This is a genomic window from Pseudomonas sp. LBUM1672 (assembly GCF_059695655.1).
Genome location: NZ_CP166781.1, coordinates 2,056,014 through 2,081,057, shown reverse-complemented (window position 1 = coordinate 2,081,057; position 25,044 = coordinate 2,056,014). Strand labels below are relative to the sequence as shown.

Here is a 25,044-nt window from a genome sequence, read left to right as displayed (position 1 = left end):
GCCTGACGCGGCACCGCTATATATAGTGGCTACAAGGTGAGGTCAAGCGCAGGGTCCTGCGCGCACTCAGCTTATGGCGTCGAAAAAAGGCTCGGTTCGGCTTGCACCAAAGCAAAGCGTGGCACCTGTTCGCCGTCAACCTCGACCGACTCCAGGAACATGCTCAAGGGACGCACCCAAAAGCCGTAATCGCCATACAGGGCTTGGTAGAAGACCACTTCTTCTTCGGTTTCCGAATGCCGCGCGATGCTGAATACGCGGTACTGCGGACCTTTGTAATGCTGGTAGAGCCCAGGTTGTATCGGCATGGTTTGGCCCTCACTCAAATCTTTTAAAAATAAAAACAAAAAATAAATTCAGAAAAACAAAAACCGGGGCACTTGGCCCCGGCTTCCATCAACGAAACGCTTAAACGCGTTCGAAGACGGTGGAGATGCCTTGGCCGAGACCAATGCACATGGTGGCTACCCCGAAGGTGCCGCCATTCTGCTTCATCACGTTCAGCAGGGTGCCGGAGATACGCGCACCGGAGCAACCGAACGGGTGACCCAGGGCGATCGCGCCGCCGTGCAGGTTAACCTTCTCGTTCATCTTGTCGAGCACTTTCAGATCTTTCAGCACTGGCAGGGCCTGTGCAGCGAAAGCTTCGTTGAGCTCGAAGAAGTCGATATCGTTAATGCCAAGGCCCGCACGCTTCAGTGCTTTTTGAGTGGCCGGTACTGGACCATAGCCCATGATTGCCGGATCCACACCTGCCACTGCCATCGAACGGATAACCGCCAGCGGCTGGATGCCCAGGTCCTGAGCACGCTGTGCCGACATCACGATCATGCACGAAGCACCATCGGTGATCTGCGACGAAGTACCAGCCGTCACGGTGCCGCCCTTCGGGTTAAACGCTGGCTTCAAAGCCGCCAGGCTTTCCAGGGTGGTTTCCGGACGAATGGTTTCGTCGTAGTCGAACAGTTTCAGGAAACCGTTCTCGTCGTAGCCCTGCATCGGGATGATTTCGTCTTTGAACTTGCCTTCCAGGGTCGCCTTGTGGGCGAGCTGGTGGGAGCGCACGCCGAAAGCGTCCTGCTGTTCGCGAGTGATGCCGTGCATTTTGCCCAGCATTTCAGCGGTCAGGCCCATCATGCCCGAGGCTTTTGCCGCGTACAGCGACATGTGCGGGTTCGGGTCGACACCGTGCATCATGCTCACGTGGCCCATGTGCTCGACGCCGCCGACGACGAACACGTCACCGTTGCCGGTCATGATCGCTTGTGCGGCAGTGTGCAGAGCGCTCATCGACGAACCACACAGTCGGCTGACGGTCTGGCCGGCGGCAGTGTGCGGGATCTGCGTCATCAGGGACGCCATGCGGGCGATGTTCCAGCCCTGCTCCAGGGTCTGGTTTACGCAGCCCCAGATGACGTCTTCGACTTCATTCGGGTCGACCTTGACGTTGCGCTCCAGCAATTTGCTGATCAGGTGCGCCGACATGTCTTCGGCGCGGGTGTTGCGGTGCATGCCGCCCTTGGAGCGGCCCATCGGAGTACGACCGAAGTCGACAATCACGACGTCTCTTGGATTCAAGCTCATAAAATTTCACTCTCGCTCAAGTGTTGGGACGCTTAACCGAAGAACCGTTGGCCGGTTTTGGCCATTTCACGCAGTTTTGCGGTCGGGTGGTACAGCGCGCCCAAATCAGCGTACTGGTCAGCCAGGGCAACGAACTCGGCAACACCGATCGAATCGATGTAGCGCAGCGCACCGCCACGGAATGGAGGGAAACCAATACCGTAGACCAGACCCATGTCGGCTTCGGCGGCGGTTTCGACAATGCCGTCTTCCAGGCAACGCACGGTTTCCAGGCACAGCGGGATCATCATCCAGTTGATGATGTCTTCGTCAGTGACTTCGCGCTGCTCGTAAACGATCGGCTTGAGCACTTCCAGCACCGACGGATCGGCGACTTTCTTCTGCTTGCCTTTCTTGTCGGTCTCATAGGCGTAGAAACCCTTGCCATTCTTCTGGCCCAGGCGCTTGGCTTCGTAGAGCACGTCGATAGCCGAACGGCGATCGTCTTTCATGCGGTCCGGGAAGCCTTCAGCCATCACGTCGCGGCCGTGGTGGCCGGTGTCGATGCCGACCACGTCCATCAGGTATGCCGGGCCCATTGGCCAACCGAATTTTTCCATGACCTTGTCGATACGGACGAAGTCCACACCGGCGCTGACCAGTTTGGCGAAACCGCCGAAGTACGGGAACAGGACGCGGTTGACCAGGAAGCCCGGGCAGTCATTGACGACGATCGGGTTCTTGCCCATTTTCTTGGCGTAGGCAACGGTGGTGGCAACAGCCAGCTCGCTGGACTTCTCGCCACGAATCACTTCAACCAGCGGCATCATGTGCACCGGGTTGAAGAAGTGCATGCCGACGAAGTTTTCCGGACGCTTGAGGGCCTTGGCCAGCAAGGTGATGGAAATGGTCGAGGTGTTGGACGCGAGGATGGTGTCCTCTTTGACCTTGTCTTCGACTTCCGCCAGAACCTTCTGCTTGACCTTCGGGTTCTCGACGACTGCTTCGACAACCAGATCCACGTGACCGAAATCACCATAGGACAGGGTCGGACGAATGCCGTTAAGCACTTCGGCCATTTTCGCCGGGGTCATGCGACCTTTATCAACGCGGCCGACCAGCAGCTTGGCGGCTTCAGCCAGGCCTTGCTCGATACCGTGCTCATTGATGTCCTTCATCAGGATCGGCGTACCTTTGGAGGCCGACTGATAAGCGATACCGCCACCCATGATGCCAGCGCCCAATACAGCGGCCTGCTTCACGTCCTTGGCGATTTCGTCGTAGGCCTTGGCCTTTTTCTTCAGTTCCTGATCGTTCAGGAACAGACCGATCAAGCTCTGCGCGGCAGAGGTCTTGGCCAGTTTGACGAAACCGGCGGCTTCGATTTCCAGCGCCTTGTCACGACCGAAGTTCGCTGCTTTCTGGATGGTCTTGATCGCTTCGACCGGTGCCGGGTAGTTCGGGCCGGCTTGACCTGCCACGAAACCTTTGGCGGTTTCGAAGGCCATCATTTGCTCGATGGCGTTCAGTTTCAGCTTTTCCAGCTTCGGCTGACGCTTGGCCTTGTAGTCAAACTCACCGGAGATGGCGCGCTTGATCAGCTCCAGGGCCGCTTCCTGCAATTTCTCAGGGGCAACCACTGCATCGACGGCGCCGACTTTCAGCGCGTCTTCAGGACGGTTTTCCTTGCCGGCGGCAATCCACTCGATGGCGTTGTCGGCACCGATCAGGCGCGGCAGACGCACGGTACCGCCGAAGCCCGGGTAGATGCCCAGTTTGACTTCCGGCAGACCGATCTTGGCCTTGGTGGACATGACGCGGAAGTCCGCCGCCAGGCACATTTCCAGACCGCCACCCAGCGCGATGCCGTTGATCGCGGCGACAGTCGGGACGTTGAGGTCTTCGAAATCGCTGAAAATCTTGTTGGCTTCGAGGTTGCCAGCTACAAGCTCTGCATCAGGCAGCTTGAAGTTCTCGACAAATTCGGTGATGTCGGCGCCGACGATGAAGACGTCCTTGCCACTGCTGACGATCACACCCTTGATCGAAGCATCTGCCTTGATGGTGTCTACGGCCTGACGCAGTTCGTTCAGGGTTAGACGGTTGAACTTGTTGACGGACTCACCCTTGAGGTCGAATTTCAATTCGACGATGCCACTTTCAAGAGCCTTAACCGTGATGGCTTTACCTTCGTAAATCATCAACTGATCTCCACGATATGGAAGCTGAACAGTACACGTCGGACGCAGGCGACTGGCTCGGCAGGACGTTTATCGTCGATGCTAACGCCAATCCACCCGGCACACCCGCCAACGCGATAGTCGGGATTCTGTAGGAGCGGTCTGAAATACAAACGCTCAATTCATACGCCCGTTTGATTTGGGTACGCCACCTTCACGGAATTTCCGGCAATTGTCAATCGCCCAAAATACTGGTTGAAACGCGACTTTGCGGTCACTTCCGTACTGCGAAGATCTTCAACACGCACCTGCATGTGAAGCCATTCATAGAATCAATAGTTAGAAAAGTCGCCCTAATTCGCTGCAGCCTTTGTTTAACAAGCTACGCTGGCGGAACATTGAGAAAAAATTTGAACACTTTTGGCGAACGCCAAGCGTAAGATCGGCGGCACAAAGAATTACCGGCCTGCCTGGCCAACCCCAGCCCGATGATGATGTCGGGCTTTTTATTGCCTGTCTGTCGGAGGTTTCGCGCCATTGCAGCGCGAAATGTCTGCGAATCATGCCAGCGCTTTCAGCACCGCATCGATGTCCTGCAAAACCGTCGCCTCGCCCTTCTCGCCCCAATACAGGGTGATCATCTGTTTATCCGCCTCGACCTTGTAGACATTGGCTGGCAATTTTTCGAAATGATTGAGTAGCGCTCGATCTTCGCAGACCTCCTGCCACTGGTTCACCCACACGCCCGGCGACTTTTGCCAGTAACTCCAGCACGCCGGCTGATTGCCACGACGCGGCCGATGGTACTGGGCGCAAGGGCTTGGCGGCTCCTGGCTCAGCCAGTGCGGCCACTCCTGGGGCGCAAGTTGCATGGCCAGGCCGATACGCCGCGCCTCCATGCGCAGGGCCATGCGCCCGCTCTGTCCACGGGACGGTCGCAACCATGCCAGCGGACTCAGGACCACCAGCAGGATTGACACCACTATCCAGACCGTCATATCTGTACTCCCGATTCTTGATGGGCGCTTTGAGTCACTTTGGAACCATTGCGCTTGAAACCAGCCATACTTACCAATATTGCAATCCTCAGGAGGAGCACCTCATGCCCTACAACCACATTCTGGTCGCTGTAGATCTAACCGAAGAGTGCGACCCTGTAATCCACCGTGCTCGCGAGCTCTCAGTGAGCAATGGCGCGAAATTGTCGCTGGTCCACATCGTCGAACCGATGGCCATGGCCTTTGGTGGTGACGTACCCATGGACCTGTCACAACTGCAACAGCAGCAGTTCGACCAGGCCAAGGAACGCCTGGACCGACTGATCGTCAAGTATCCGGAACTCTCCAAAGAATACAGCCACCTGACCTACGGCCAGCCCCGCCAGGAAATTCACCACCTGGCCAAGGAACAGACCTGCGACCTGATCGTGGTGGGCAGCCACGGCCGACATGGCCTGGCATTGCTGCTGGGTTCGACGGCCAATGACGTGCTGCACGGTGCGCCGTGTGATGTGCTGGCGGTGCGCCTGATCAAAAGCTGACAACACACAACCATGTGGGAGCGGGCTTGCTCGCGAAGGCGGACATTCAGTCGACATCAATGTTGAATGTAAGCTCCTCTTCGCGAGCAAGCCCGCTCCCACATGAGATCTATAGCAACGAACAGATCGCATTCCATACGAAAAGCCCGGCGCTCATCACTGAACGCCGGGCTTTTTTATTACAGGATCAATCAGGCATCCAGCTCGGCCCAACGCTCGACCATCACGTCGAGCTCAGCCTGCAACTGCTCAAGCTGAGCGATCACCGCAGCGGTTTCTGCCGCAGGACGCTGATAGAAACCCGCATCGGCCATTTGGGCCTCGACGGCAGCGATCTGCTGTTCCATGGCTTCGATCTGAGCTGGCAACATTTCCAGCTCACGCTGCAACTTGTAGCTGAGCTTTTTCTTCGCCACTGGCGCTTCAACGGCTGCCGCAACCGGTGCCGCTTCCGCCGTCACGACCGCCGAGGTCAGGTCGGCCTTGCCGGATTTGCTCTCGGTCACGCCCAGCAGGCGCGGCGAACCGCCCTGACGCAGCCAGTCCTGGTAACCACCGACGTATTCACGAACCTTGCCTTCACCTTCGAAGACCAGGGTGCTGGTGACCACGTTGTCGAGGAATGCCCGGTCGTGGCTGACCATCAGCACGGTGCCGTTGAAGGTCAGCAAGACCTCTTCCAGCAACTCGAGGGTTTCGACGTCGAGGTCGTTGGTCGGTTCATCGAGGACCAGCAGGTTCGCCGGCTTGCTGAACAGTTTCGCCAGCAGCAGACGGGCACGCTCACCACCGGACAGCGCCTTCACCGGCGTGCGGGCACGCTGCGGGCTGAACAGGAAGTCGCCGAGGTAGCTCAGCACGTGACGGCTCTGACCATCGATATCGATGAAGTCGCGACCTTCTGCAACGTTGTCAATTACGGTCTTTTCCAGGTCCAACTGATGGCGCAACTGGTCGAAGTAGGCCACGTCGATGCGCGTCCCCTCTTCCACTGTGCCACTGGTTGGCTGCAGACCGCTGAGCATCAGCTTCAGCAGTGTGGTCTTGCCGGTACCGTTGGCGCCCAGCAGACCGATACGGTCGCCGCGCGTCAGGACCATCGAGAAATCCTTGATCAGGAACGGGCCGCCCGGGTGAGCAAAGCTCACGTTCTCGAGGACCATCACCTGTTTGCCGGACTTGTCAGCGGTGTCCAGCTGAATGTTGGCCTTGCCGGTGCGCTCACGACGCTCACTACGCTCAACGCGCAAAGCCTTCAATGCGCGAACGCGGCCTTCGTTACGGGTGCGACGGGCCTTGATGCCCTGGCGGATCCAGACTTCTTCCTGAGCCAGCTTTTTATCGAACAACGCATTGGCGGTTTCTTCAGCCGCCAGGGAGGCTTCCTTGTGCACCAGGAAGCTGGCGTAGTCGCCGTTCCAGTCAATCAAGCCACCGCGATCCAGTTCCAGAATGCGGGTCGCGAGGTTCTGCAGGAATGAACGGTCGTGCGTGATGAACAGCACGGCGCCCTGGAAATCCTTCAGCGCTTCTTCGAGCCAGGCGATTGCACCGATGTCCAAGTGGTTGGTCGGTTCGTCGAGCAGCAGCAGGTCCGGTTCAGAAACCAGGGCCTGGGCCAGCAGGACGCGACGACGCCAACCACCGGACAGCTCGGCGAGGGTCTTGTCGGCCGGCAACTGCAGACGGCTCAAGGTGCTGTCCACCAGTTGCTGCAAACGCCAGCCGTCGCGGGCTTCGAGGTCGTGCTGGACGTGCATCAGTTTGTCCAGGTCGGCGTCGGTGACGATGTTCTGGCTCAGGTGGTGATACTGCGCGAGCAGCTCACCGACACCGTCCAGGCCTTCCGCCACTACGTCGAACACGGTCCGCTCGTCGGCTACCGGCAATTCTTGCGGCAATTCGCCAATCTTGAGGCCGGGGGCACGCCAAACGGAGCCCTCATCGGGCTTCTGGTCGCCCTTGACGAGCTTCATCATGCTGGACTTGCCAGTGCCGTTGCGGCCGATGATGCACACCCGCTCACCACGGGCGATCTGCCAGGACACCTTGTCCAACAACGGCATAGCGCCGAAAGCAAGGGACACATCGCTGAATTTGAGCAGGGTCATGAGCTTCTCCAAAAACCGGGCGCGCATTCTACCTGACTTGAGGCTTCAGAAGGCCGGCAATTTCAATGTCGAAGCACTCTGCATGACAATTGTTGCGAACTTATGCCGAGAGGCCGGCAAAGCTTTCGCCCGTTGCTGGCAAAAGGCTAAGCTACAGATAATTCAGTGCAGGTTATGCCTGCACTTGTCGTGATTTCTATGCCCGGACGTCTCATGCGCAGTCGCCTCTTCAGTCTTTTATCTTGTTTGCTTCTTTCTGCCGCTGCCGTTCAAACCGCCCAGGCGGTGGACTTGTCCACCCAGCGCCAATATTACGATGAGGCCAAGCGCGCCTTGGCCAAGGGCGATACCGGCCCTTATTTCCGTTACAGCCAGGCCCTCAGCGATTATCCACTGGAGCCGTACCTGGCCTACGACGAGCTGACCGCGCGGCTGAAATCCGCCAGTAATGCCGAGATCGAAAAATTCCTCGCAGAACATGGTGACCTGCCCCAGGCCAACTGGATGAAGTTGCGCTGGTTGCGCTGGCTGGCGGAGCGCGGCGACTGGGCGACCTTCGTCAAGTACTACGACCCCAAGCTCAATTTCACCGAACTGGACTGCCTGAACGCGCAGTACCAGATCGGTCATAACCAGAAAACCGAAGGCTATGCCAACGCCAATAAACTGTGGCTGACCGGCAAATCCCAACCCGCTGCCTGCGATGCGCTGTTCGGGCAATGGGCCGCCGAAGGTCAACTGACCGAACAAAAACGCTGGGAGCGCGTCAAGCTCGCGGCCCAGGCGCGCAACTATCCGCTGGCCAACAGCCTGGTCAACGGCCTGTCCACCCTCGCCCCTCGCGGTCGTTTGCTGGTGGATGTGGCGCAAAAGCCTGAACTGTTGAACCAGCCATCGCGCTTCACCCCGGCCGACGAACCGATGTCCGACGTGGTCAGCCTCGGTCTGCGCCGTCTGGCACGCCAGGATCCCGACAAGGCCATGAGCCTGCTCGACGGCTATGCCAGCAGCATGCACTTTTCCCGCGACGAAAAAGTGGCGATCGCCCGCGAAATCGGGCTGACCCTCGCCAAACGCTTCGATCCTCGCGCGCTGGAAATGATGACCAGGTATGACCCGGAACTGCGCGACAACACCGTGTCCGAATGGCGTATGCGCCTGCTGTTGCGTCTGGCCCGTTGGGACGATGCCTATCAGTTGACGCGTCGCTTGCCACAGGACCTTGCGACCACCAACCGCTGGCGCTACTGGCAGGCCCGCAGCCTGGAACTGGCGCAGCCGCAGAACCCGGAAGCACAAAACCTGTACAAGAATCTGGCCCGTGAGCGCGACTTCTACGGTTTCCTTGCCGCTGACCGTTCACAATCGCCCTACTCGCTCAACAACAAACCACTGGTCCTGAGCCAGGCGCTGATCAACAAGGTGCGCAACACGCCAGGCATTCGTCGCGCCCTTGAATTCCACGCACGCGGGCAGATCGTCGACGGTCGTCGCGAGTGGTACCACGTCAGCCGTCACTTCAGCCGTGACGAAATGGTCGCCCAGGCGAAACTGGCCTACGACCTGAAATGGTATTTCCCGGCGATCCGCACCATCAGTCAGGCGCAGTACTGGGACGATTTGGACATCCGCTTCCCGATGGCCCACCGCGAAACCCTGGTGCGTGAAGCCAAGGTCCGTGGCTTGCACTCGAGCTGGGTGTTCGCCATCACCCGTCAGGAAAGCGCCTTCATGGCCGACGCCCGCTCCGGCGTCGGCGCCAGCGGCCTGATGCAACTGATGCCCGGCACCGCCAAGGAAACCGCGCGCAAGTTCAGCATCCCGCTGGCCTCACCGCAGCAAGTGCTCGACCCGGACAAGAACATCCAGCTCGGCGCCGCGTACCTGAGCCAGGTCCACAGCCAGTTCAACGGCAACCGCGTCCTCGCCTCCGCCGCCTACAACGCCGGCCCTGGCCGTGTGCGCCAGTGGCTGCGCGGTGCAGATCACCTGAGCTTCGACGTGTGGGTGGAAAGCATTCCGTTCGATGAAACCCGCCAGTATGTACAGAACGTGCTGTCGTACTCGGTGATCTACGGCCAGAAACTCAACTCGCCACAGCCGCTGGTGGATTGGCATGAGCGGTACTTTGACGATCAGTGATAGTGATTTGAACTGGAAATAAAAATGCCCGCATCGATTGATGCGGGCATTTTTGTTAAGACAAGATCAAAAGATCGCAGCCTCGTTTCACTCGACAGCTCCTACAGTTCCTACAGTTCCTACAGTTCCTACAGTTCCTACAGTTCCTACAGTTCAAGTCCGAGTTCAGCCTTCCCATCACTAAACTGCAACGCCGCCAACCGTGCATACAACGCATTACTCGCAATCAACTCCTGATGCGTCCCTACCGCCACCAGTTTCCCCTGGTCCATCACCGCAATCCGGTCGGCGTTTTTCACCGTGGCCAAGCGGTGGGCGATGACCAGGGTGGTGCGGTTTTTCATCAGACTTGGCAGGGCTTGCTGGATCAGGTGTTCGCTCTGCGCATCGAGGGCGCTGGTGGCTTCATCGAGCAACAGGATCGGCGCGTCCACCAGCAGCGCCCGTGCAATAGCCAGGCGTTGGCGCTGGCCGCCGGACAACCCGAGGCCGCCGTCACCCAGGTGGGTCTGGTAGCCGTTGGGCATTTGCTCGATGAAGTCGTGTGCGTAGGCGATTTTTGCCGCTTCTTGAACCTGGGCCAGGGTCGCCGACGGGTTGCCGTAGCGGATGTTTTCTTCAATGCTGCCGAAGAACAGCGCCGGATTTTGCGAGACCAGGGCGAAGCAGCGGCGCAGGTCGAGCGGATCGAGCTGGGTCAGCGGCACGTCATCGAGCAGGATCTGGCCCGAGGCAGGATCGTAAAAACGCAGCAACAGGTCATACACGGTGGACTTGCCGGCTCCGGACGGACCGACCAGGGCGAGGGTTTCGCCCGCATTTATAGTCAGACTCAAGCCATCGACGGCGTAACTTTCTGGACGTGACGGGTAGGAAAAGCGCACGTCCTGCAGTACCAGATTGCCCTTCACCCGATCAGGCAATGTCACCAGGCCTGTGGTGGGCGGCTGGATAATGTTTTCCGAGCGCAGCAATTCGGCAATCCGCTCGGCTGCGCCCGCCGCGCGCTGCAATTCGCCGATCACTTCGCTCAACGTGCCGAAGGCACTGCCGACGATCAGGCTGTAGAAGACGAAGGCCGCCAGTTCACCTGCCGAGATCCGCCCGGCGATCACGTCCATGCCACCGACCCACAACATCACGCCAACGGCGCCCAGCACCAGCACGATCACCAGTGTGATCAGCCAGGCCCGTTGAAATATGCGTTTGCGCGCGGTGTTGAAGGCCTCTTCCACTGTCACGGCAAAGCGCTGCTCGTCCTGGATCTGGTGGTTGTAGGCCTGCACGGTTTTGATCTGGCCGAGGGTTTCGGAGACGTAACTGCCAATGTCGGCGATCCGATCCTGACTCAGGCGCGACAGGCTGCGTACCCGACGGCCGAAAATCAGGATCGGCGCGATCACCAGCGGCAACGCCACGACCACGATGCTGGTGAGTTTGGGGTTGGTGATAAACAGCAGGACGATCCCACCAATCACCATCAGCAAATTACGCAGAAACAGCGACAACGAAGAGCCGATCACCGATTGCAGCAACGTGGTGTCGGCGGTCAGCCGTGACTGGATCTCGGAGCTGCGATTGTCTTCATAGAAACCGGGATGCAGATAAACCAGGTGGTTGAACACTTGCTTGCGGATGTCCGCGACCACGCGCTCACCAATCCACGACACCAGATAGAAGCGCGCAAAGGTGCCAATCGCAAGCCCGACCACCAGCACCATGAACAGGCCTATCGTCTGGTTGAGCAGATGCGCCGACTGGGTCATGAAGCCCTGATCCACCAGCAAACGAATGCCCTGCCCCATCGACAAGGTGATGCCGGCGGTGATGATCAGGGCAAGCAAGGCACCGAAGGCCGGCCAGCGATAAGGTGCAAGAAAACGGCTGGTCAGGCGGATCGCGCGGCGGTGACGGGCAGAGAGCATCGGGTTATCCAGTACGCAAGTGATGGGGCCAGCCTATACCGCTTAAGTGGGGTGGAACTCTGTAAATCACAATGAGTCAGGTTAATTATGACCACAACGACTAGCACCTAGACGCTATTGGTCTAAAGTCCGGGTGGCAACACTGCGGTATTTCTGGTGGACTGATATTGCCGCCCTGGAAAGATCGCAGGGAGTTGTCACAGCCCGGTCACCTGGCGGTTTTAAAGTGGGTACACAACCTGATGAGGAGACAGGCCATGTCCTTGCAAAACAGCAGCGATGACAAGATTCAAGTGATCCGCACACAGCCAGACCAGTCTCTGGGTTGCTCAATTATTGATAAGGATGGGCGAGAAGTACCGATCACTGAAGGCATGATCCAGGACGCTTGTCGCGAACTGGAAAAGCGATTGGTCAAGCCTGCCGAACAAGAGTGATATAGCCACCGTCTTCTTGACCCGGCCCTGATGGCCGGGTTTTTTATGGGTGCTTATCCGGGACTTGCGGTGCGGCTATTCGCGGGCAAGCCACGCTCCTACAGGATTTGGGTTGTTCGCAAAACAGGTGGACGACCCAAAACCTGTGGGAGCGTGGCTTGCCCACGATGGGGTCAACTCGATCTTCAGACAGCCGTTGCACCCAATGCCGCCACAATTTTCAGCAACTCAGGCGAATTCCCTTCAATCCGCACCGTCAACCCATCAATCTCGCGCCGCTGCGGGTAATGCTTGCGCAACGCATCAAACGCCGCACGCTGCTCGCTCACATTGCCTACAAGGCTACGCCGAAAATCCGCATCGTCCCGGCGTGGGTCGTACACGCCACGGCACAACATCGCCAGCGCCCAGGCCGGATCGCTGTCCGCGTGCAGGGTCACGTGCGATAACCACGGCGCCGGCAGCAGATCGCTCAAGCTGACCTCGGTCGGCTGCCCGATAAATTCGCAATACGCCTGATAAATCTGCGCCGTTCCTCGTTGCTTGCCATCGAGGCTGTAGCCGGCAATGTGCGGTGTCGCCAGCACGCAGAGGTCGGCCAGCGCCACATCGACTTCAGGCTCGCCTTCCCACACGTCGAGCACCGCTTGCAGGTCTTCGCGCTGCAACAAGACCTGGCGCAGGGCAGCGTTGTCCACCACCGGGCCACGACTGGCGTTGATCAGCCAGGTGCCGGGCTTGAGTTGATTCAGACGGTTTTTATCGAACAGGTGCCAGGTTGACTGTGAACCGTGTTTCTTCAAAGGGGTGTGCAGGCTGATCACATCGCACTGCTCGATGATCTGTTCGAGGCTGACGTAATCGCCCCCTTCAGCGGCTTGCCGTGGCGGATCACACACCAGCACGTTCCAGCCCAGACCTTGCAGGACCTTGACCAGACGCCCGCCGACTTCACCGGCACCGACCACGCCGTAAGTGCGCCGAGTCAGGTCGGCGCCTTCGATTTCGGCCAGGGTCAGCAGACTGCCGAGCACATAGTCGACCACGCCCCGGGCGTTGCAACCGGGTGCGCTGGACCAGGTAATGCCGGCCTGCTGGAAGTAATCCAGATCCAGATGATCCGTGCCGATGGTGCAGGTGCCGACAAAGCGCACCTTGCTGCCCTCGAGCAACGCGCGATTGACGTTGGTCACGGAACGCACCAGCAGCACATCGGCCTGCTCGACGGTGGCGCGGTCGATGGAACGTCCCGGCACCCGGCGGATTTCGCCGAAACCTTCGAAGAAGGCCTCGAGCAGCGGAATATTTTCGTCGGCAACAATCAGCATGGCAGGCTCCTTTGGCGGGCTGGCAGTGTAGGCGTAGATGACTGTAGTGGGCCAGCGGGCATTGCACAGCACTTGGCTGTGAACACTGCTCCCTTGTGGCGAGGGGATTTATCCCCGTTGGGCTGCGAAGCGGCCCTGAAGGCTTCAACCCCGTCCTTTCTGAAACACCGAGTGCAATGGATTGGCGACTGTTTCGCAGCCGAGCGGGGATAAATCCCCTCACCACAAGGAATGTCGCAACGTTCGAAAGGTGATTACAAATAGCTAACACAGGACTTTTCCTGACCACTGCGTCAAGGCGTAGAATGCGCCGCCTCGTGCATCAAAATCTTTGGACGTTTCGCCCTTGAATTCCGTGACTGATCACCCCGCCGCTACTTCCCTCACCCGCCCTGCCCGGGTTCGCCTGGAGCTGAAAAACCTGCTCGCCCTGGCGTTGCCGATCATGGTCGCGCAACTGGCGACCACCGCCATGGGCTTCGTCGATGCGGTGATGGCGGGCCGGGTCGGCCCGCGTGATCTGGCGGCTGTGGCGCTCGGCAACTCGATCTGGGTGCCGGTGTTCCTGTTGATGACCGGCACTTTGCTCGCCACTACTCCGAAAGTCGCCCAGCGTTTCGGCGCGGGCACCCATAGCGAGATCGGCCCGATTGTACGTCAGGCGTTATGGCTGGCCCTGGTGGTGGGTTTGATGGCGACCGGCATGCTGCTCAGCGCCGAGCCGATTCTGCACTTGATGAAGGTTGATCCCGAGCTGATCGGCCCGTGCATGCAGTACCTGCACGGCATCGCCAGCGGTCTGCCCGCCGTCGCCTTCTACCATGTGTTGCGCTGCTTCAGTGACGGCCTGGGCCGGACGCGTCCGGCGATGGTCCTCGGCTTGTGCGGATTGGCGCTGAACATTCCTCTTAACTACATCTTCATCTATGGCCACTTCGGAGTGCCGGCCATGGGCGGCGTCGGTTGCGGCTGGGCCACGGCGATTGTGATGTGGGTGATGGCGCTGGGCATGGCCGGCTGGGAGCGCTGGGCACCGGCCTATCAGTCGAGCCAGTTGTTCAGCCGTTTCGACTGGCCGCAATGGCCGGTGATCAAACGCCTGCTGGGCATCGGCCTGCCGATCGGCATCGCAGTGTTCGCCGAGTCGAGCATCTTTGCGGTGATCGCCCTGCTGATCGGCAGCCTCGGCGCCACCGTGGTTGCAGGCCATCAAATCGCCCTGAACTTCAGCTCGCTGGTGTTCATGATCCCCTACTCCCTCGGCATGGCCGTGACCGTGCGCGTCGGCCAGGCGCTCGGTCGTCAGGAGCCGCGTGAAGCGCGCTTTGCCGCCGGCGTCGGCATGGGTACGGCGCTGGCCTATGCGTGTATTTCGGCGAGCATGATGCTGTTGCTGCGCGAACACATTGCAACGATCTACACCGCCGATCCGACGGTGATTCGTGTGGCGGCGATGTTGATTGTGTATTCGGCGCTGTTCCAGTTTTCCGATGCGATCCAGGTCACAGCTGCCGGCGCACTGCGTGGTTATCAGGACACTCGGGTGACGATGATCCTGACCCTGTTCGCCTACTGGGGGATTGGCTTGCCGGTGGGCTACGCTCTGGGCCTGACCGACTGGTTCGGCACGCCGAGCGGCCCGAGCGGGCTGTGGCAGGGTTTGATCGTGGGCTTGAGTTGCGCGGCGCTGATGCTGTCGATCCGCCTGACGCGCAGCGCACGCAAGCGGATCCGCATCAGTCATTCGGCGGGTTAAGCGAGTTTCTTGCGGATCCAGTAGAGGTAGGTGCCTGCCTCTTCGTGCTGTGCGACCAGTTCATGGTCGAGAAACACGCAGAACTTGGGAATGTCGCGACGGGTCGACGGATCGGTCGCGATCACCTTGAGCAAGCCGCCGGGTGCCAGGTCACGGATGTGCTGGTGCAGCATCATCACCGGTTCCGGGCAGTTGAGGCCGGTGGCGTCGAGGGTGCCGTCAACCGGCGTATCAAGCATTTCACTCATGATTCACTCCTGAAACTGGCCGGCATTGTCGCGCATTGCCGGGTGCCTTAACAAATCGTACTGACTGTAACTGTGGCGAGGGAGCTTGCTCCCGCTGGGTCGCGAAGCGGCCCAAATTCTGGCTATGCGGTCTATCAGAAGATTTCGGCGCCTGATTTTAGGGCTGCTGCGCAGCCCAGCGGGAGCAAGCTCCCTCGCCACAAAAGCCTTTCAGCGGGACTTGGGTTTCTTCACGTCAAGCCGGCGCAAATGGCACGTCACCTCTTCACGGTCGTGATACAGCTGCTTGCAGCCGATCTCGACCCGAATCCCGCGCTCCTTGAACCCCTCGGCAATCCGTTCCAGCAAGCGTTTCACCTCGGCGTAACGCTGCTTCATCGGCAGTTTCAGGTTGACCACCGCTTCGCGGCAATGCCCCTCGCCAATCCATTCTTCCAGCATCGCGGCGTTGCGCGCTGGCTTCTCGACGATGTCGCAGACCATCCAGTCCACCGGTTGCTTGGGCTTGAAGGTGAAACCGTCGGCCATCAAGTGTTGCACCAGACCGGTGTCCATCAAACTTTCAGCCATCGGGCCGTTGTCGATCGCGGTCACCAGCATGCCACGGTTGACCAGTTGCCAGGTCCAGCCGCCGGGGGCGGCACCGAGGTCGACGCCAGTCATGTCGCTGTGCAAACGCTCATCCCACTGATCGCGAGGGATGAAATGGTGCCAGGCCTCTTCCAGTTTCAGTGTCGAACGGCTCGGCGCTTCACGCGGGAACTTCAGACGCGGGATGCCCATCGGCCACATCGCCGAATTGTTGGATTCGGCCAGGCCCATGAACACTTCGCGACCGCTCTTGAAAGTCAGCAGCAGACGCGGTTTGTGCGCGTCTTCGACCAACTTGCCGGCCGCCATCAGCGCCTTGCGCAGGTGGCCTTCGAACTTTTTGCAGAAGTTCGACAGTTCCTTGCCATCGTTGGTGTCGACCATTTCCAGCCACAGGCTGCCGCACAGCGGGAAGTCCGCCATGTGCGCGAGGATCACGCTGATGCGGTCGGTTTCCGGCAGATCGATGAAGATCCCGCGCGCCCACTGGCGCGGGAAGATCAGCTCGGCGAAACGCTGCCCGCGCATCAGGCGCTCGGCGCCGTCTTCTTCGGTGCAGATGAATTCCGCGCAGGCGCTGGCGGTCTTGGCCTTGGCATAACCCGCCACATTCAGCCGTGCGGCGTGTTCGGAAATCTCGGAACAGACTTCGCCTTCGAAGCCCGGCCGGCAATGCATAAAGAGGGTGTTCATTCTTACTCCTGGGCAGTTGGCGAAGAATTCAGCCACTGCGCGATGCCCAGGCTTGCGTTGAAGCAAAGCCTGTCACGAAAACCGGCGCATGATAGCCGAGTTCGGAACCTCGGACTTGTCGATAGAGTCCAGTTATTAGCCAGCTACTTAAAACAGGGCTAGTTTTAATGCTCTGTCCGTCCCCTCAGTCCGTAGCCGTGCGGACTCAAAGGAGTGATCGCAATGCCGTCCCTCGATAGCCTGAACACCCTTAAAACCTTACAAGTCGACGACAAGACCTATCACTATTTCAGCTTGCCGGATGCCGCCAAAAGCTTGGGCGATCTCGACAAACTGCCCATGTCGTTGAAAGTGCTGCTGGAAAACCTGCTGCGCTGGGAAGATGAAAAAACTGTCACCGGCGCCGACCTTCGGGCGATTGCCGCCTGGCTCAAGGAGCGGCGCTCCGACCGCGAAATCCAGTACCGCCCTGCCCGCGTCTTGATGCAAGACTTCACCGGCGTGCCTGCCGTGGTCGACCTGGCGGCCATGCGCGCCGCCATGGCCAAGGCCGGAGGCGACCCGCAGCGCATCAATCCGCTCTCCCCCGTGGATTTGGTGATCGACCACTCGGTGATGGTCGACAAGTTCGGCAGCTCCAGCGCCTTCGAACAGAACGTCGACATCGAAATGCAGCGCAACGGTGAGCGTTACGCGTTCCTGCGCTGGGGCCAGAGCGCCTTCGACAACTTCAGCGTGGTGCCGCCGGGCACTGGCATTTGCCACCAGGTCAATCTGGAATACCTCGGCCGCACGGTCTGGACCAAGGACGAGGACGGCCGCACCTACGCCTTCCCCGACACCCTGGTCGGCACCGATTCCCACACCACCATGATCAACGGCCTCGGCGTACTTGGCTGGGGCGTCGGCGGGATCGAAGCGGAAGCGGCGATGCTCGGCCAACCGGTGTCGATGCTGATTCCGGAAGTGATCGGTTTCAAACTCACCGGCAAGCTCAAGGAAGGCATCACCGCCACCGACCTGGTGCTGACCGTCACGCAGATGCTGCGCAAGAAAGGCGTGGTCGGCAAATTCGTCGAGTTCTACGGCGATGGCCTCGCCGATCTGCCGCTGGCCGACCGCGCGACCATCGCCAACATGGCCCCCGAATACGGCGCCACCTGCGGCTTCTTCCCGGTGGACGACATCACGCTGGAGTACCTGCGCCTGTCCGGTCGCCCGCTTGAAACCGTGAAACTGGTCGAGGCCTACAGTAAAGCCCAGGGCCTGTGGCGCCTGCCGGGCCAGGAACCGGTGTTCACCGACACCCTGGCGCTGGACATGGCCAGCGTCGAAGCCAGCCTGGCCGGGCCGAAACGCCCACAGGACCGGGTTTCGCTGCCGAATGTCGCGCAAGCGTTCAGTGATTTCATCGACCTGCAATTCAAACCCACCAGCAAGGAAGTCGGTCGCCTTGAAAGTGAAGGCGGTGGTGGCGTGGCGGTGGGCAATGCCGATCTGACGGGCGAAGCCGATTATGAATACGACGGTCAGACCTATCGGTTGAAAAACGGCGCGGTGGTGATCGCCGCGATCACCTCTTGCACCAACACCTCCAACCCGAGCGTGATGATGGCCGCTGGTCTTGTGGCGAAAAAAGCGGTGGAGAAAGGCCTCAAGCGCAAACCGTGGGTCAAGAGTTCGCTGGCCCCGGGTTCGAAAGTGGTCACCGACTACTACAAGGCTGCCGGCCTGACGCAATACCTGGATGAACTGGGTTTTGACTTGGTCGGCTACGGCTGCACCACCTGCATCGGCAATTCCGGCCCCTTGCCGGAGCCGATCGAAAAAGCCATCCAGGCCGCCGACCTGACCGTCGCCTCGGTGCTGTCGGGCAACCGTAACTTTGAAGGTCGCGTGCATCCACTGGTGAAAACCAACTGGCTGGCGTCCCCGCCACTGGTCGTGGCCTATGCGCTGGCCGGTACGGTGCGCACCGACATTAGCAGCGAGCCATTGGGCAACGACAAGGACGGCAATCCGGTTTACCTGCGGGACATCTGGCCGAGTACCCAAGAGATTGCCGACGCGGTGAATCAGGTCAACACCGCCATGTTCCACAAGGAATACGCCGAAGTGTTTGCCGGCGACGAGCAATGGCAAGCGATTGAAGTGCCGCAAGCGGCGACCTATGTGTGGCAGGACGATTCGACTTACATCCAGCATCCACCGTTCTTCGATGACATCGGCGGCCCGCCGCCGGTGGTCAAGGACGTCGCGGGTGCCAGGGTCCTTGCGCTGCTCGACGATTCGGTGACCACCGACCACATCTCCCCCGCCGGCAACATCAAGGCCGACAGCCCGGCCGGGCATTACCTGCGCGAGAAAGGCGTGGAGCCGCGGGACTTCAACTCTTACGGTTCCCGTCGCGGCAACCACGAAGTGATGATGCGCGGCACCTTCGCCAATATCCGCATCCGCAACGAGATGCTCGGCGGCGAAGAAGGCGGCAACACGATCTACATCCCGACCGGGGAAAGGATGCCGATCTACGACGCGGCCATGCGTTATCAAGCGTCGGGCACGCCGCTGGTGGTGATCGCAGGGCAAGAATACGGCACCGGCTCAAGCCGAGACTGGGCGGCCAAGGGCACCAACCTGCTGGGTGTAAAAGCGGTCATCGCTGAAAGCTTCGAGCGGATTCACCGTTCCAACCTGGTGGGCATGGGTGTGCTGCCGTTGCAGTTCAAACTGGATCAGAACCGCAAGACCCTCAACCTCACCGGCAAAGAAACGCTGGATATCCTCGGTTTGACCGGCGTCGAGTTGACGCCGCGGATGAACCTGACACTGATCATTACCCGCGAAGACGGCAGCCGCGAGAAAATCGAGGTGTTGTGCCGGATCGATACGCTCAATGAAGTGGAATACTTCAAGTCAGGGGGGATTTTGCATTACGTGTTGCGGCAGCTGATTGCGTCGTAACCGCCTGCTGACACAGACACCGCCTTCGGGCGGTGTTTTTGTTTGAGTCGCCTACGCCTCTATAATCCTGCACCCAACGTGCAGACAACACTGATCTAAATGTGGGAGCGGGCTTGCTCACGAAAGCGGATTAGCTGTCGACGATGATGGTGAATGTCATGGCCTCTTCGCGAGCAAGCCCGCTCCCACATGGACCGAGCCAACCCGCAACACTTCGGACACAAGGACTTAAAATGCTCGCCCTGCCATGGACTTACCTGGCCCTTCTCTCCCTCGGCTACACCCTCGCCCTGACCTACGGCCAAATCGGCTGGCTGGCCGGTATCTCCGTCGCGTTGCTGCTGGTCGCCGGTTTCGCTGTCCGCCAGCAAAAGATTCCCGTTGCACGCTACCTCGGTCATGGCGTGTTCATCATCCTCGCCGTGGCGCTGGCGATGCACTGGCTGCCCGGCTTCTACAACGGTCGCGGCATCGCCCCGCAACGCTTCACCGTCGATGCCGTGCCGTTTTCCATGTACCTGAATCAGGACAAACCCCTGATCGGCTTCTGGCTGTTGCTGGTGTGCCCATGGATTGTCGGCCGGCGCTCACTGCGTCTTTCCCTCTATGCCACCGCATTGGCGCTCACGTTAAGTGCCGTGCTGGCATTGGGCGGTGCGCTCTTGCTGGGGGTGATCAGTTGGGCGCCGAAGTGGCCGGATCAAGCCGGGCTGTGGGTACTGAACAATTTGCTGCTGGTGACGCTGGTGGAGGAAGCGTTGTTCCGCGGCTACATCCAGGGCGGCCTCAGCCGGTGCTTCAAACACCTGCCCTACGGCGAAAACCTGGCGTTGCTGCTCGCCTCACTGTTGTTCGGCCTGGCGCATGTGGGGGCGGGTTGGCATTGGGTGCTGCTGGCGGGCCTGGCAGGTGTCGGCTATGGTCTAGCCTACCGTTTTGGCGGTTTGGGGGCGGCCATCGCCACCCATTCCGGCTTGAACCTGCTGCATTTCGCCCTGTTCACCTACCCGATGCTCGCCGGCTGAGGCAATGGCCGTTTTGCGACGCGCCGCTGATTATTGAAAAATAATTTTCAATAAATTCCTGACGGCGCCGACAACCTCTCAAAGCCTTGCGGATTGAAAAAGCCATGCGTAACAACCAGCCCACCACACAACGCGAACGGACCTTCCCGGCTCAGCAACGGTTGATTTCCACCACCGACGCCAAGGGCGTGATCACCTACTGCAACGACGCCTTCGTCGAAATCAGCGGGTTTTCTCGTGAGGAGCTGATCCGTGCGCCGCATAACCTGGTCCGTCACCCCGACGTCCCGGCCGCGGTGTTCGCACACATGTGGGGCACACTGAAACAAGGCTTGCCATGGATGGGCATTGTCAAGAATCGCTGCAAGACCGGTGACCACTACTGGGTTAACGCCTATGTCACGCCGGTGTTCGAAGGCAGTCAGGTGGTCGGCTACGAGTCCGTGCGGGTCAAACCCACCGCCGAGCAGATCCGCCGTGCCGAAGCGCTCTACCAACGCATCAACCAGGGCAAGTCGGCCATTCCTTCGACAGACAAATGGTTGCCGGTGCTTCAGGACTGGCTGCCGTTCATTCTGGTCAGCCAACTGAGCTTCATGATCGGTGCGTCGCTCAACTCCCAGTGGGGCTTCGCCCTCGCCGCCGGTCTTTCGGTGCCGTTGGGCCTGTTGGGCTTGAGCTGGCAACAGCGTGGTCTCAAGCGCTTGCTGCGCTTGGCCGAGCAGACCACCTCCGACCCGCTGATTGCGCAGATGTACACTGACAGCCGTGGCGCCCAGGCACGGTTGGAGATGTCGATCCTCAGCCAGGAAGCGCGTCTGAAAACCTGCCTGACCCGCTTGCAGGACACTGCCGAGCATTTGAGCGACCAGGCAAAACAGTCCGACACCCTGGCTCACAGCAGCTCCACTGGCCTGGAACGTCAACGCGTCGAAACCGAGCAAGTGGCCACCGCCGTCAATCAGATGGCCGCCACCACGCAGGAAGTCGCCAGCCACGTACAGCGCACCGCCGACGCGACTCAGGAAGCCAATCGCCTGACCGGTCGCGGCCGCGACATCGCCGGGGAAACCCGCGAAGCCATCCAGCGCCTGTCGGTGGTGGTCGGTGAAACCGGGCTGACCGTGACCCAGCTGGCCAAGGACAGCGATGAAATCGGCGGCGTGGTCGATGTGATCAAAGGCATCGCCGACCAGACCAACCTCCTGGCCTTGAACGCCGCCATCGAAGCGGCCCGTGCCGGCGAGATGGGCCGTGGTTTTGCGGTGGTGGCTGACGAAGTGCGTCAACTGGCGCAACGCACCAGCGAATCCACCGGGCAGATTCACGCCCTGATCGCCAAGCTGCAGCAAACCGCCAGCACCGCGGTGCAAACCATGGAAGCCGGGCATCGCCAGGCGGAAGAAGGCGTGGCGCGGGTACTGGAAGCGGATCAGGCGCTGGTGGGGATCAGCGAAGCGGTAGCCAACATCACCGACATGACCACCCAGATTGCTGCGGCGACTGAAGAGCAAAGTGCGGTGGCTGAAGAGATCAGCCGCAACATCAGCAACATCTCGCAACTGGCGGATCAGACGTCGGAACAGGCGCAGCACTCGGCGTTGTTAAGTGAAGAGCTGACGAAGACGGCGAATACACAGTATTCGTTGGTGGAGCGGTTCAATCGCTGATTGGCTTGGTGAAGTCAGAAAACCCGGATGGCGAGAGCTTCCGGGTTTAATGAGATGGTCAGCCTGACCGAGAAGCCCTGCAGGTTTACGCTTGCAGGGCTTTTCTCGTTTTCGGCGGAGGATCTCTCATGAATACGATGACGCTTCTCGGTATCGACATTGGCAAACACAGTTTCCACCTGCATGGCCAGGATGCCAAAGGTCATCAGGTATTGCGCAAGAAAACCAACCGCGGCCAATTGCTCAGCACATTGGCGCAGGTACCGTCCTGTACGGTGGTAATGGAGTCCTGCGGCGGCGCCCATTGGCTGGCTCGACAGATTGGTGCATTGGGCCACGAGGTGAAGCTGATCGCCCCGCAGTACGTCAAACCATTCGTCAAAGGCAACAAAAACGACTTCATTGATGCCGAAGCGATTTGCGAGGCGGCGAGCCGCCCCGCGATGCGCTTCTGCTCGATCAAAACCGCAGAGCAACAAACGCTTTCAGCCCTGCATCGTGTCCGTAAATCTTTGATTGGCCAGCGAACCGTCGCGACCAACCAGATTCATGGCTTTCTGCTGGAGTTCGGGATCAGCCTGCCTATAGGTGCCGCTGCGTTGCACCGCGTGCCGGCGCTGTTGGACGACCCGCAGCACCCGGTTCCGTTGCGCCTAAAGGGCGTAGTGATGCGTCTCCATCATCAAATTCAACAGCTGAATGATGAAATCAAGGACATCGAGTCCGATCTGAAGCAGCAGCTGAAAGAAGACGATGCCGGGAGTCGTTTGCAGAGTATTCCTGGCATCGGCCCGATCACCGCCAGCGCGGTATTGGCGGATGTGGGCGATGCGTCGAACTATCGAAGTGGACGCGATTTTGCCGCTTCGCTAGGGCTGGTGCCGAGGCAGTATTCGACGGGCGGAAAAACAGTACTACTGGGGATCAGCAAGCGCGGCGACAAGCACATCCGCCAACTGCTGGTGCAGGGCGCGCGATCCATCATGCAGCATATCGATAAGCGGGAAGACGCCTTGGGGCCCTGGGTTCGAGAGCTGCTGACGCGTCGCCACTCCAATGTTGTCGCGTGCGCGCTGGCGAACAAACTGGCGCGCATCGTGTGGGCGGTACTGGCCAAAGGCGGCCAGTACGACCCACATCCGAACGCTTGAACGTACAGCTTTACTACCGGCTTTTGCGACGTCACTGACTGATGACAGTAAACGGCAAACGGCCCGACTGAGAACCTGGCAATAAAATCAGCTTTAGAGGCTGAGGGTTTTTTCAGGACAGTCGGGAGCGGCTACTCATCGAGGGCCGAGCGTTGTTGCAGCAACGCTCACAATGAGCCCGGATACATTAGCGCAAGCCAGCTTTACCGAAAACAGCCCATGAGGTTGCAGGAGATGGGCTGACCATACATTTTATTATCGGTTTAAAAGCTCAAATGCCAAAAGCCCACCATCGCAGGCTACACAACTATGCGCCACTGCCTACAGCCGCACCGGAATCCGCCGACTTGTTCGCCTCAAGGCCGGACTCTATTGTTTGCTGGCAAAAACTCAATCACTTAAGCTGGTCAGCATGAATACATTTCCTTCGGAGCCTCCGATGGCCACCACCAGAAAGATTGGCAAACCCGACAAAAAGCTCGTTCGCGATGAACTGACTTTTCTTGATGTCCGGCAGGCCGCGCGTGATGGGCAGAAAGCGTTCGATAAATTTGTGATCACTGGCAAGCTACCTATTACAAAGTAGCATTGGATGCCAGCCGTCAAAATTTCTGCGCTTTTTGAACAGATCAACAACTGGCAGAACTTCGCCGCACACTTCTACAACTACAAAGTGTGCGATGAACTGCCAGCCATTTTCGGGCGAGACGAACGACTCGACCTGATTGATATGCACCACATCCATTTGGCCAGCACTCAGGAAACTCAAGCACGTTGGGCAAAAATCGACCGTCAATATTATCGAACGGTTCTGCTTGACGACCCCGGCAATGACTTCTGGCTGATCTATGCCTATGACGCTTTCCGGGATGAGTATCTTTTGCTGACGATCACTGGCCCGGATGCACATAACCGCAGTGAATGGGGTTCATTTCTGCGCACGGTGCATTGTGAAATTGTCGAACCTTGGGTAGTTGGCAAGATTCACTATCCAGATCTGGATGATTAGTCGCCGGGGGACCTTTCAACATTACGCAAGAAATCCAGTTACCTTCTGCGCCGCTGCAACCAAATGCTGCTCATGCGTAAACCCCGAAGCCTTCAACGGCTTCAAATCATGATCCCCCGCCACCAGCCAGAACACCTGGATGCTCGGCGCCAACTCATAACCTTCGACCGCCTCGCGATTGCCCAGCGCATCCCGCTCACCCTGCACGATCAATGTCGGCGTCTTCAACGAAGACAAATGTTCGACCCGAGGTTTCTCCGGTTTACCCACTGCATAAAACGGATAACCGAGGCACACCAGCGCATCCGCCTCCAGCTCATCCGCCAAAAGACTGGCCATCCGCCCGCCCATGGACTTGCCGCCAATGGCCAGACGCCCAGTGACATGGCGTCGCACCTCGGCGTACACCTCACGCCAGCATTCCAACAGTTTCGGCGCCGGATTCGGTGGACGCTTACCCCCGTCAATACGCCGTTGTGCCATGTATGGAAACTCGAAACGCAGCACGTTGATCCCAGATGCAGCAAGGCGTGCAGCCATGTCGTTCATCCAGCCGCTGTCCATTGGCGCACCGGCGCCGTGGGCGAGGATCAGGGTTACCGATGCAGGTCCTGAGGCGGCATTCCACAACCATCCATGATCCCGCACACACTGCGCCCATTGATCCCCGTCAATACTGGCCTTGTGCTCTTTGTCCATGCTTACCTCGCT

Annotated in this window: 20 protein-coding genes; 10 read left to right on the top strand and 10 right to left on the bottom strand. The window is 59.3% G+C overall.

Annotation, left to right across the window (positions count from 1 at the left end; translation table 11 throughout):
* Window positions 1–71: 71 nt before the first annotated feature.
* From ACA053_RS09380 to ACA053_RS09365, 4 genes are all read right to left on the bottom strand, one after another.
* A complete protein-coding gene (locus tag ACA053_RS09380) occupies window positions 72–308 on the bottom strand; it encodes a DUF1653 domain-containing protein (RefSeq protein WP_285435762.1) in 237 nt (78 codons plus the stop codon).
* A gap of 100 nt (window positions 309–408) precedes the next feature.
* The gene (gene fadA / locus ACA053_RS09375; RefSeq protein ID WP_010456360.1) at window positions 409–1,584 is read right to left on the bottom strand and encodes an acetyl-CoA C-acyltransferase FadA; all 1,176 of its coding nucleotides are present in this window, start codon (window positions 1,582–1,584) and stop codon (window positions 409–411) included.
* Window positions 1,585–1,616: 32 nt separating this feature from the next.
* The gene (fadB, locus tag ACA053_RS09370) at window positions 1,617–3,764 is read right to left on the bottom strand and encodes a fatty acid oxidation complex subunit alpha FadB (RefSeq protein ID WP_497316831.1); all 2,148 of its coding nucleotides are present in this window, start codon (window positions 3,762–3,764) and stop codon (window positions 1,617–1,619) included.
* A 539-nt stretch (window positions 3,765–4,303) separates the two neighbouring features.
* Window positions 4,304–4,741 carry a hypothetical protein gene (locus tag ACA053_RS09365; protein ID WP_223511686.1) on the bottom strand — a complete coding sequence of 146 codons (438 nt, stop codon included), beginning with the start codon at window positions 4,739–4,741 and terminating at the stop codon, window positions 4,304–4,306.
* A 104-nt stretch (window positions 4,742–4,845) separates the two neighbouring features.
* Here ACA053_RS09365 and ACA053_RS09360 point away from each other — a divergent pair, with 104 nt between their 5' ends.
* A complete protein-coding gene (locus tag ACA053_RS09360; RefSeq protein WP_008151425.1) occupies window positions 4,846–5,283 on the top strand; it encodes a universal stress protein in 438 nt (145 codons plus the stop codon).
* A gap of 191 nt (window positions 5,284–5,474) precedes the next feature.
* Here the strand turns inward: ACA053_RS09360 and ACA053_RS09355 are convergent, their stop codons facing one another.
* On the bottom strand, window positions 5,475–7,394 hold the full coding sequence (locus ACA053_RS09355) for an ATP-binding cassette domain-containing protein (RefSeq protein ID WP_109628971.1): 1,920 nt from the start codon (window positions 7,392–7,394) through the stop codon (window positions 5,475–5,477).
* Window positions 7,395–7,607: 213 nt separating this feature from the next.
* Here ACA053_RS09355 and ACA053_RS09350 point away from each other — a divergent pair, with 213 nt between their 5' ends.
* A complete protein-coding gene (locus ACA053_RS09350; RefSeq protein WP_497316827.1) occupies window positions 7,608–9,536 on the top strand; it encodes a transglycosylase SLT domain-containing protein in 1,929 nt (642 codons plus the stop codon).
* Between the two features lie 146 nt (window positions 9,537–9,682).
* Here the strand turns inward: ACA053_RS09350 and ACA053_RS09345 are convergent, their stop codons facing one another.
* Entirely contained in the window at window positions 9,683–11,461 is a 1,779-nt protein-coding gene (locus ACA053_RS09345; RefSeq protein ID WP_497316825.1) for an ABC transporter transmembrane domain-containing protein, read from the bottom strand.
* 257 nt (window positions 11,462–11,718) lie between these two features.
* Between ACA053_RS09345 and ACA053_RS09340 the strand changes: the two genes are divergently transcribed.
* On the top strand, window positions 11,719–11,898 hold the full coding sequence (locus ACA053_RS09340; RefSeq protein WP_497316823.1) for a PA1571 family protein: 180 nt from the start codon (window positions 11,719–11,721) through the stop codon (window positions 11,896–11,898).
* Window positions 11,899–12,083: 185 nt separating this feature from the next.
* Here ACA053_RS09340 and pdxB read toward each other — a convergent pair whose 3' ends face one another.
* Window positions 12,084–13,226, bottom strand: a complete 1,143-nt coding sequence (gene pdxB, locus ACA053_RS09335; RefSeq protein WP_497395109.1) for a 4-phosphoerythronate dehydrogenase PdxB — start codon at window positions 13,224–13,226, stop codon at window positions 12,084–12,086.
* A 346-nt stretch (window positions 13,227–13,572) separates the two neighbouring features.
* Here pdxB and ACA053_RS09330 point away from each other — a divergent pair, with 346 nt between their 5' ends.
* The gene (locus ACA053_RS09330) at window positions 13,573–14,982 is read left to right on the top strand and encodes an MATE family efflux transporter (protein WP_497395107.1); all 1,410 of its coding nucleotides are present in this window, start codon (window positions 13,573–13,575) and stop codon (window positions 14,980–14,982) included.
* On the opposite strand, the gene tusA is transcribed toward ACA053_RS09330, so the two are convergent.
* Window positions 14,979–15,230 carry a sulfurtransferase TusA gene (tusA, locus tag ACA053_RS09325; protein ID WP_054054315.1) on the bottom strand — a complete coding sequence of 84 codons (252 nt, stop codon included), beginning with the start codon at window positions 15,228–15,230 and terminating at the stop codon, window positions 14,979–14,981. The two genes, ACA053_RS09330 and tusA, sit on opposite strands and share 4 nt — an antisense overlap.
* A gap of 210 nt (window positions 15,231–15,440) precedes the next feature.
* Window positions 15,441–16,514, bottom strand: a complete 1,074-nt coding sequence (rlmM, locus tag ACA053_RS09320; RefSeq protein ID WP_497395105.1) for a 23S rRNA (cytidine(2498)-2'-O)-methyltransferase RlmM — start codon at window positions 16,512–16,514, stop codon at window positions 15,441–15,443.
* Window positions 16,515–16,736: 222 nt separating this feature from the next.
* Here rlmM and acnA point away from each other — a divergent pair, with 222 nt between their 5' ends.
* The 6 genes from acnA to ACA053_RS09290 all read left to right on the top strand — a co-directional run bounded on the left by acnA (window position 16,737) and on the right by ACA053_RS09290 (window position 24,333).
* Complete coding sequence (gene acnA, locus ACA053_RS09315) at window positions 16,737–19,478, top strand: aconitate hydratase AcnA (protein WP_497395103.1); 2,742 nt, start codon at window positions 16,737–16,739, stop codon at window positions 19,476–19,478.
* 233 nt (window positions 19,479–19,711) lie between these two features.
* A complete protein-coding gene (locus ACA053_RS09310; RefSeq protein WP_497395101.1) occupies window positions 19,712–20,503 on the top strand; it encodes a CPBP family glutamic-type intramembrane protease in 792 nt (263 codons plus the stop codon).
* A 104-nt stretch (window positions 20,504–20,607) separates the two neighbouring features.
* Complete coding sequence (locus tag ACA053_RS09305) at window positions 20,608–22,173, top strand: methyl-accepting chemotaxis protein (RefSeq protein ID WP_497395099.1); 1,566 nt, start codon at window positions 20,608–20,610, stop codon at window positions 22,171–22,173.
* 128 nt (window positions 22,174–22,301) lie between these two features.
* Complete coding sequence (locus ACA053_RS09300) at window positions 22,302–23,324, top strand: IS110 family RNA-guided transposase (RefSeq protein WP_015093115.1); 1,023 nt, start codon at window positions 22,302–22,304, stop codon at window positions 23,322–23,324.
* Window positions 23,325–23,763: 439 nt separating this feature from the next.
* Window positions 23,764–23,910 (top strand): hypothetical protein, encoded by a 147-nt coding sequence (locus tag ACA053_RS09295; protein WP_497395097.1) that lies wholly within the window; start codon window positions 23,764–23,766, stop codon window positions 23,908–23,910.
* 6 nt (window positions 23,911–23,916) lie between these two features.
* Complete coding sequence (locus ACA053_RS09290) at window positions 23,917–24,333, top strand: type II toxin-antitoxin system YafO family toxin (RefSeq protein ID WP_497395095.1); 417 nt, start codon at window positions 23,917–23,919, stop codon at window positions 24,331–24,333.
* A 21-nt stretch (window positions 24,334–24,354) separates the two neighbouring features.
* Here ACA053_RS09290 and ACA053_RS09285 read toward each other — a convergent pair whose 3' ends face one another.
* The gene (locus ACA053_RS09285) at window positions 24,355–25,032 is read right to left on the bottom strand and encodes an alpha/beta family hydrolase (RefSeq protein WP_497316809.1); all 678 of its coding nucleotides are present in this window, start codon (window positions 25,030–25,032) and stop codon (window positions 24,355–24,357) included.
* Between the last annotated feature and the right edge of the window lie 12 nt (window positions 25,033–25,044).

Bases quoted from the DNA above. Each gene is read 5' to 3' on its own strand.
- ACA053_RS09380 (WP_285435762.1), bottom strand. From the start codon at position 308: ATGCCGATACAACCTGGGCTCTACCAGCATTACAAAGGTCCGCAGTAC.
- fadA (WP_010456360.1), bottom strand. From the start codon at position 1,584: ATGAGCTTGAATCCAAGAGACGTCGTGATTGTCGACTTCGGTCGTACT.
- fadB (WP_497316831.1), bottom strand. From the start codon at position 3,764: ATGATTTACGAAGGTAAAGCCATCACGGTTAAGGCTCTTGAAAGTGGC.
- ACA053_RS09365 (WP_223511686.1), bottom strand. From the start codon at position 4,741: ATGACGGTCTGGATAGTGGTGTCAATCCTGCTGGTGGTCCTGAGTCCG.
- ACA053_RS09360 (WP_008151425.1), top strand. From the start codon at position 4,846: ATGCCCTACAACCACATTCTGGTCGCTGTAGATCTAACCGAAGAGTGC.
- ACA053_RS09355 (WP_109628971.1), bottom strand. From the start codon at position 7,394: ATGACCCTGCTCAAATTCAGCGATGTGTCCCTTGCTTTCGGCGCTATG.
- ACA053_RS09350 (WP_497316827.1), top strand. From the start codon at position 7,608: ATGCGCAGTCGCCTCTTCAGTCTTTTATCTTGTTTGCTTCTTTCTGCC.
- ACA053_RS09345 (WP_497316825.1), bottom strand. From the start codon at position 11,461: ATGCTCTCTGCCCGTCACCGCCGCGCGATCCGCCTGACCAGCCGTTTT.
- ACA053_RS09340 (WP_497316823.1), top strand. From the start codon at position 11,719: ATGTCCTTGCAAAACAGCAGCGATGACAAGATTCAAGTGATCCGCACA.
- pdxB (WP_497395109.1), bottom strand. From the start codon at position 13,226: ATGCTGATTGTTGCCGACGAAAATATTCCGCTGCTCGAGGCCTTCTTC.
- tusA (WP_054054315.1), bottom strand. From the start codon at position 15,230: ATGAGTGAAATGCTTGATACGCCGGTTGACGGCACCCTCGACGCCACC.
- rlmM (WP_497395105.1), bottom strand. From the start codon at position 16,514: ATGAACACCCTCTTTATGCATTGCCGGCCGGGCTTCGAAGGCGAAGTC.
- acnA (WP_497395103.1), top strand. From the start codon at position 16,737: ATGCCGTCCCTCGATAGCCTGAACACCCTTAAAACCTTACAAGTCGAC.
- ACA053_RS09310 (WP_497395101.1), top strand. From the start codon at position 19,712: ATGCTCGCCCTGCCATGGACTTACCTGGCCCTTCTCTCCCTCGGCTAC.
- ACA053_RS09305 (WP_497395099.1), top strand. From the start codon at position 20,608: ATGCGTAACAACCAGCCCACCACACAACGCGAACGGACCTTCCCGGCT.
- ACA053_RS09300 (WP_015093115.1), top strand. From the start codon at position 22,302: ATGAATACGATGACGCTTCTCGGTATCGACATTGGCAAACACAGTTTC.
- ACA053_RS09295 (WP_497395097.1), top strand. From the start codon at position 23,764: ATGGCCACCACCAGAAAGATTGGCAAACCCGACAAAAAGCTCGTTCGC.
- ACA053_RS09290 (WP_497395095.1), top strand. From the start codon at position 23,917: ATGCCAGCCGTCAAAATTTCTGCGCTTTTTGAACAGATCAACAACTGG.
- ACA053_RS09285 (WP_497316809.1), bottom strand. From the start codon at position 25,032: ATGGACAAAGAGCACAAGGCCAGTATTGACGGGGATCAATGGGCGCAG.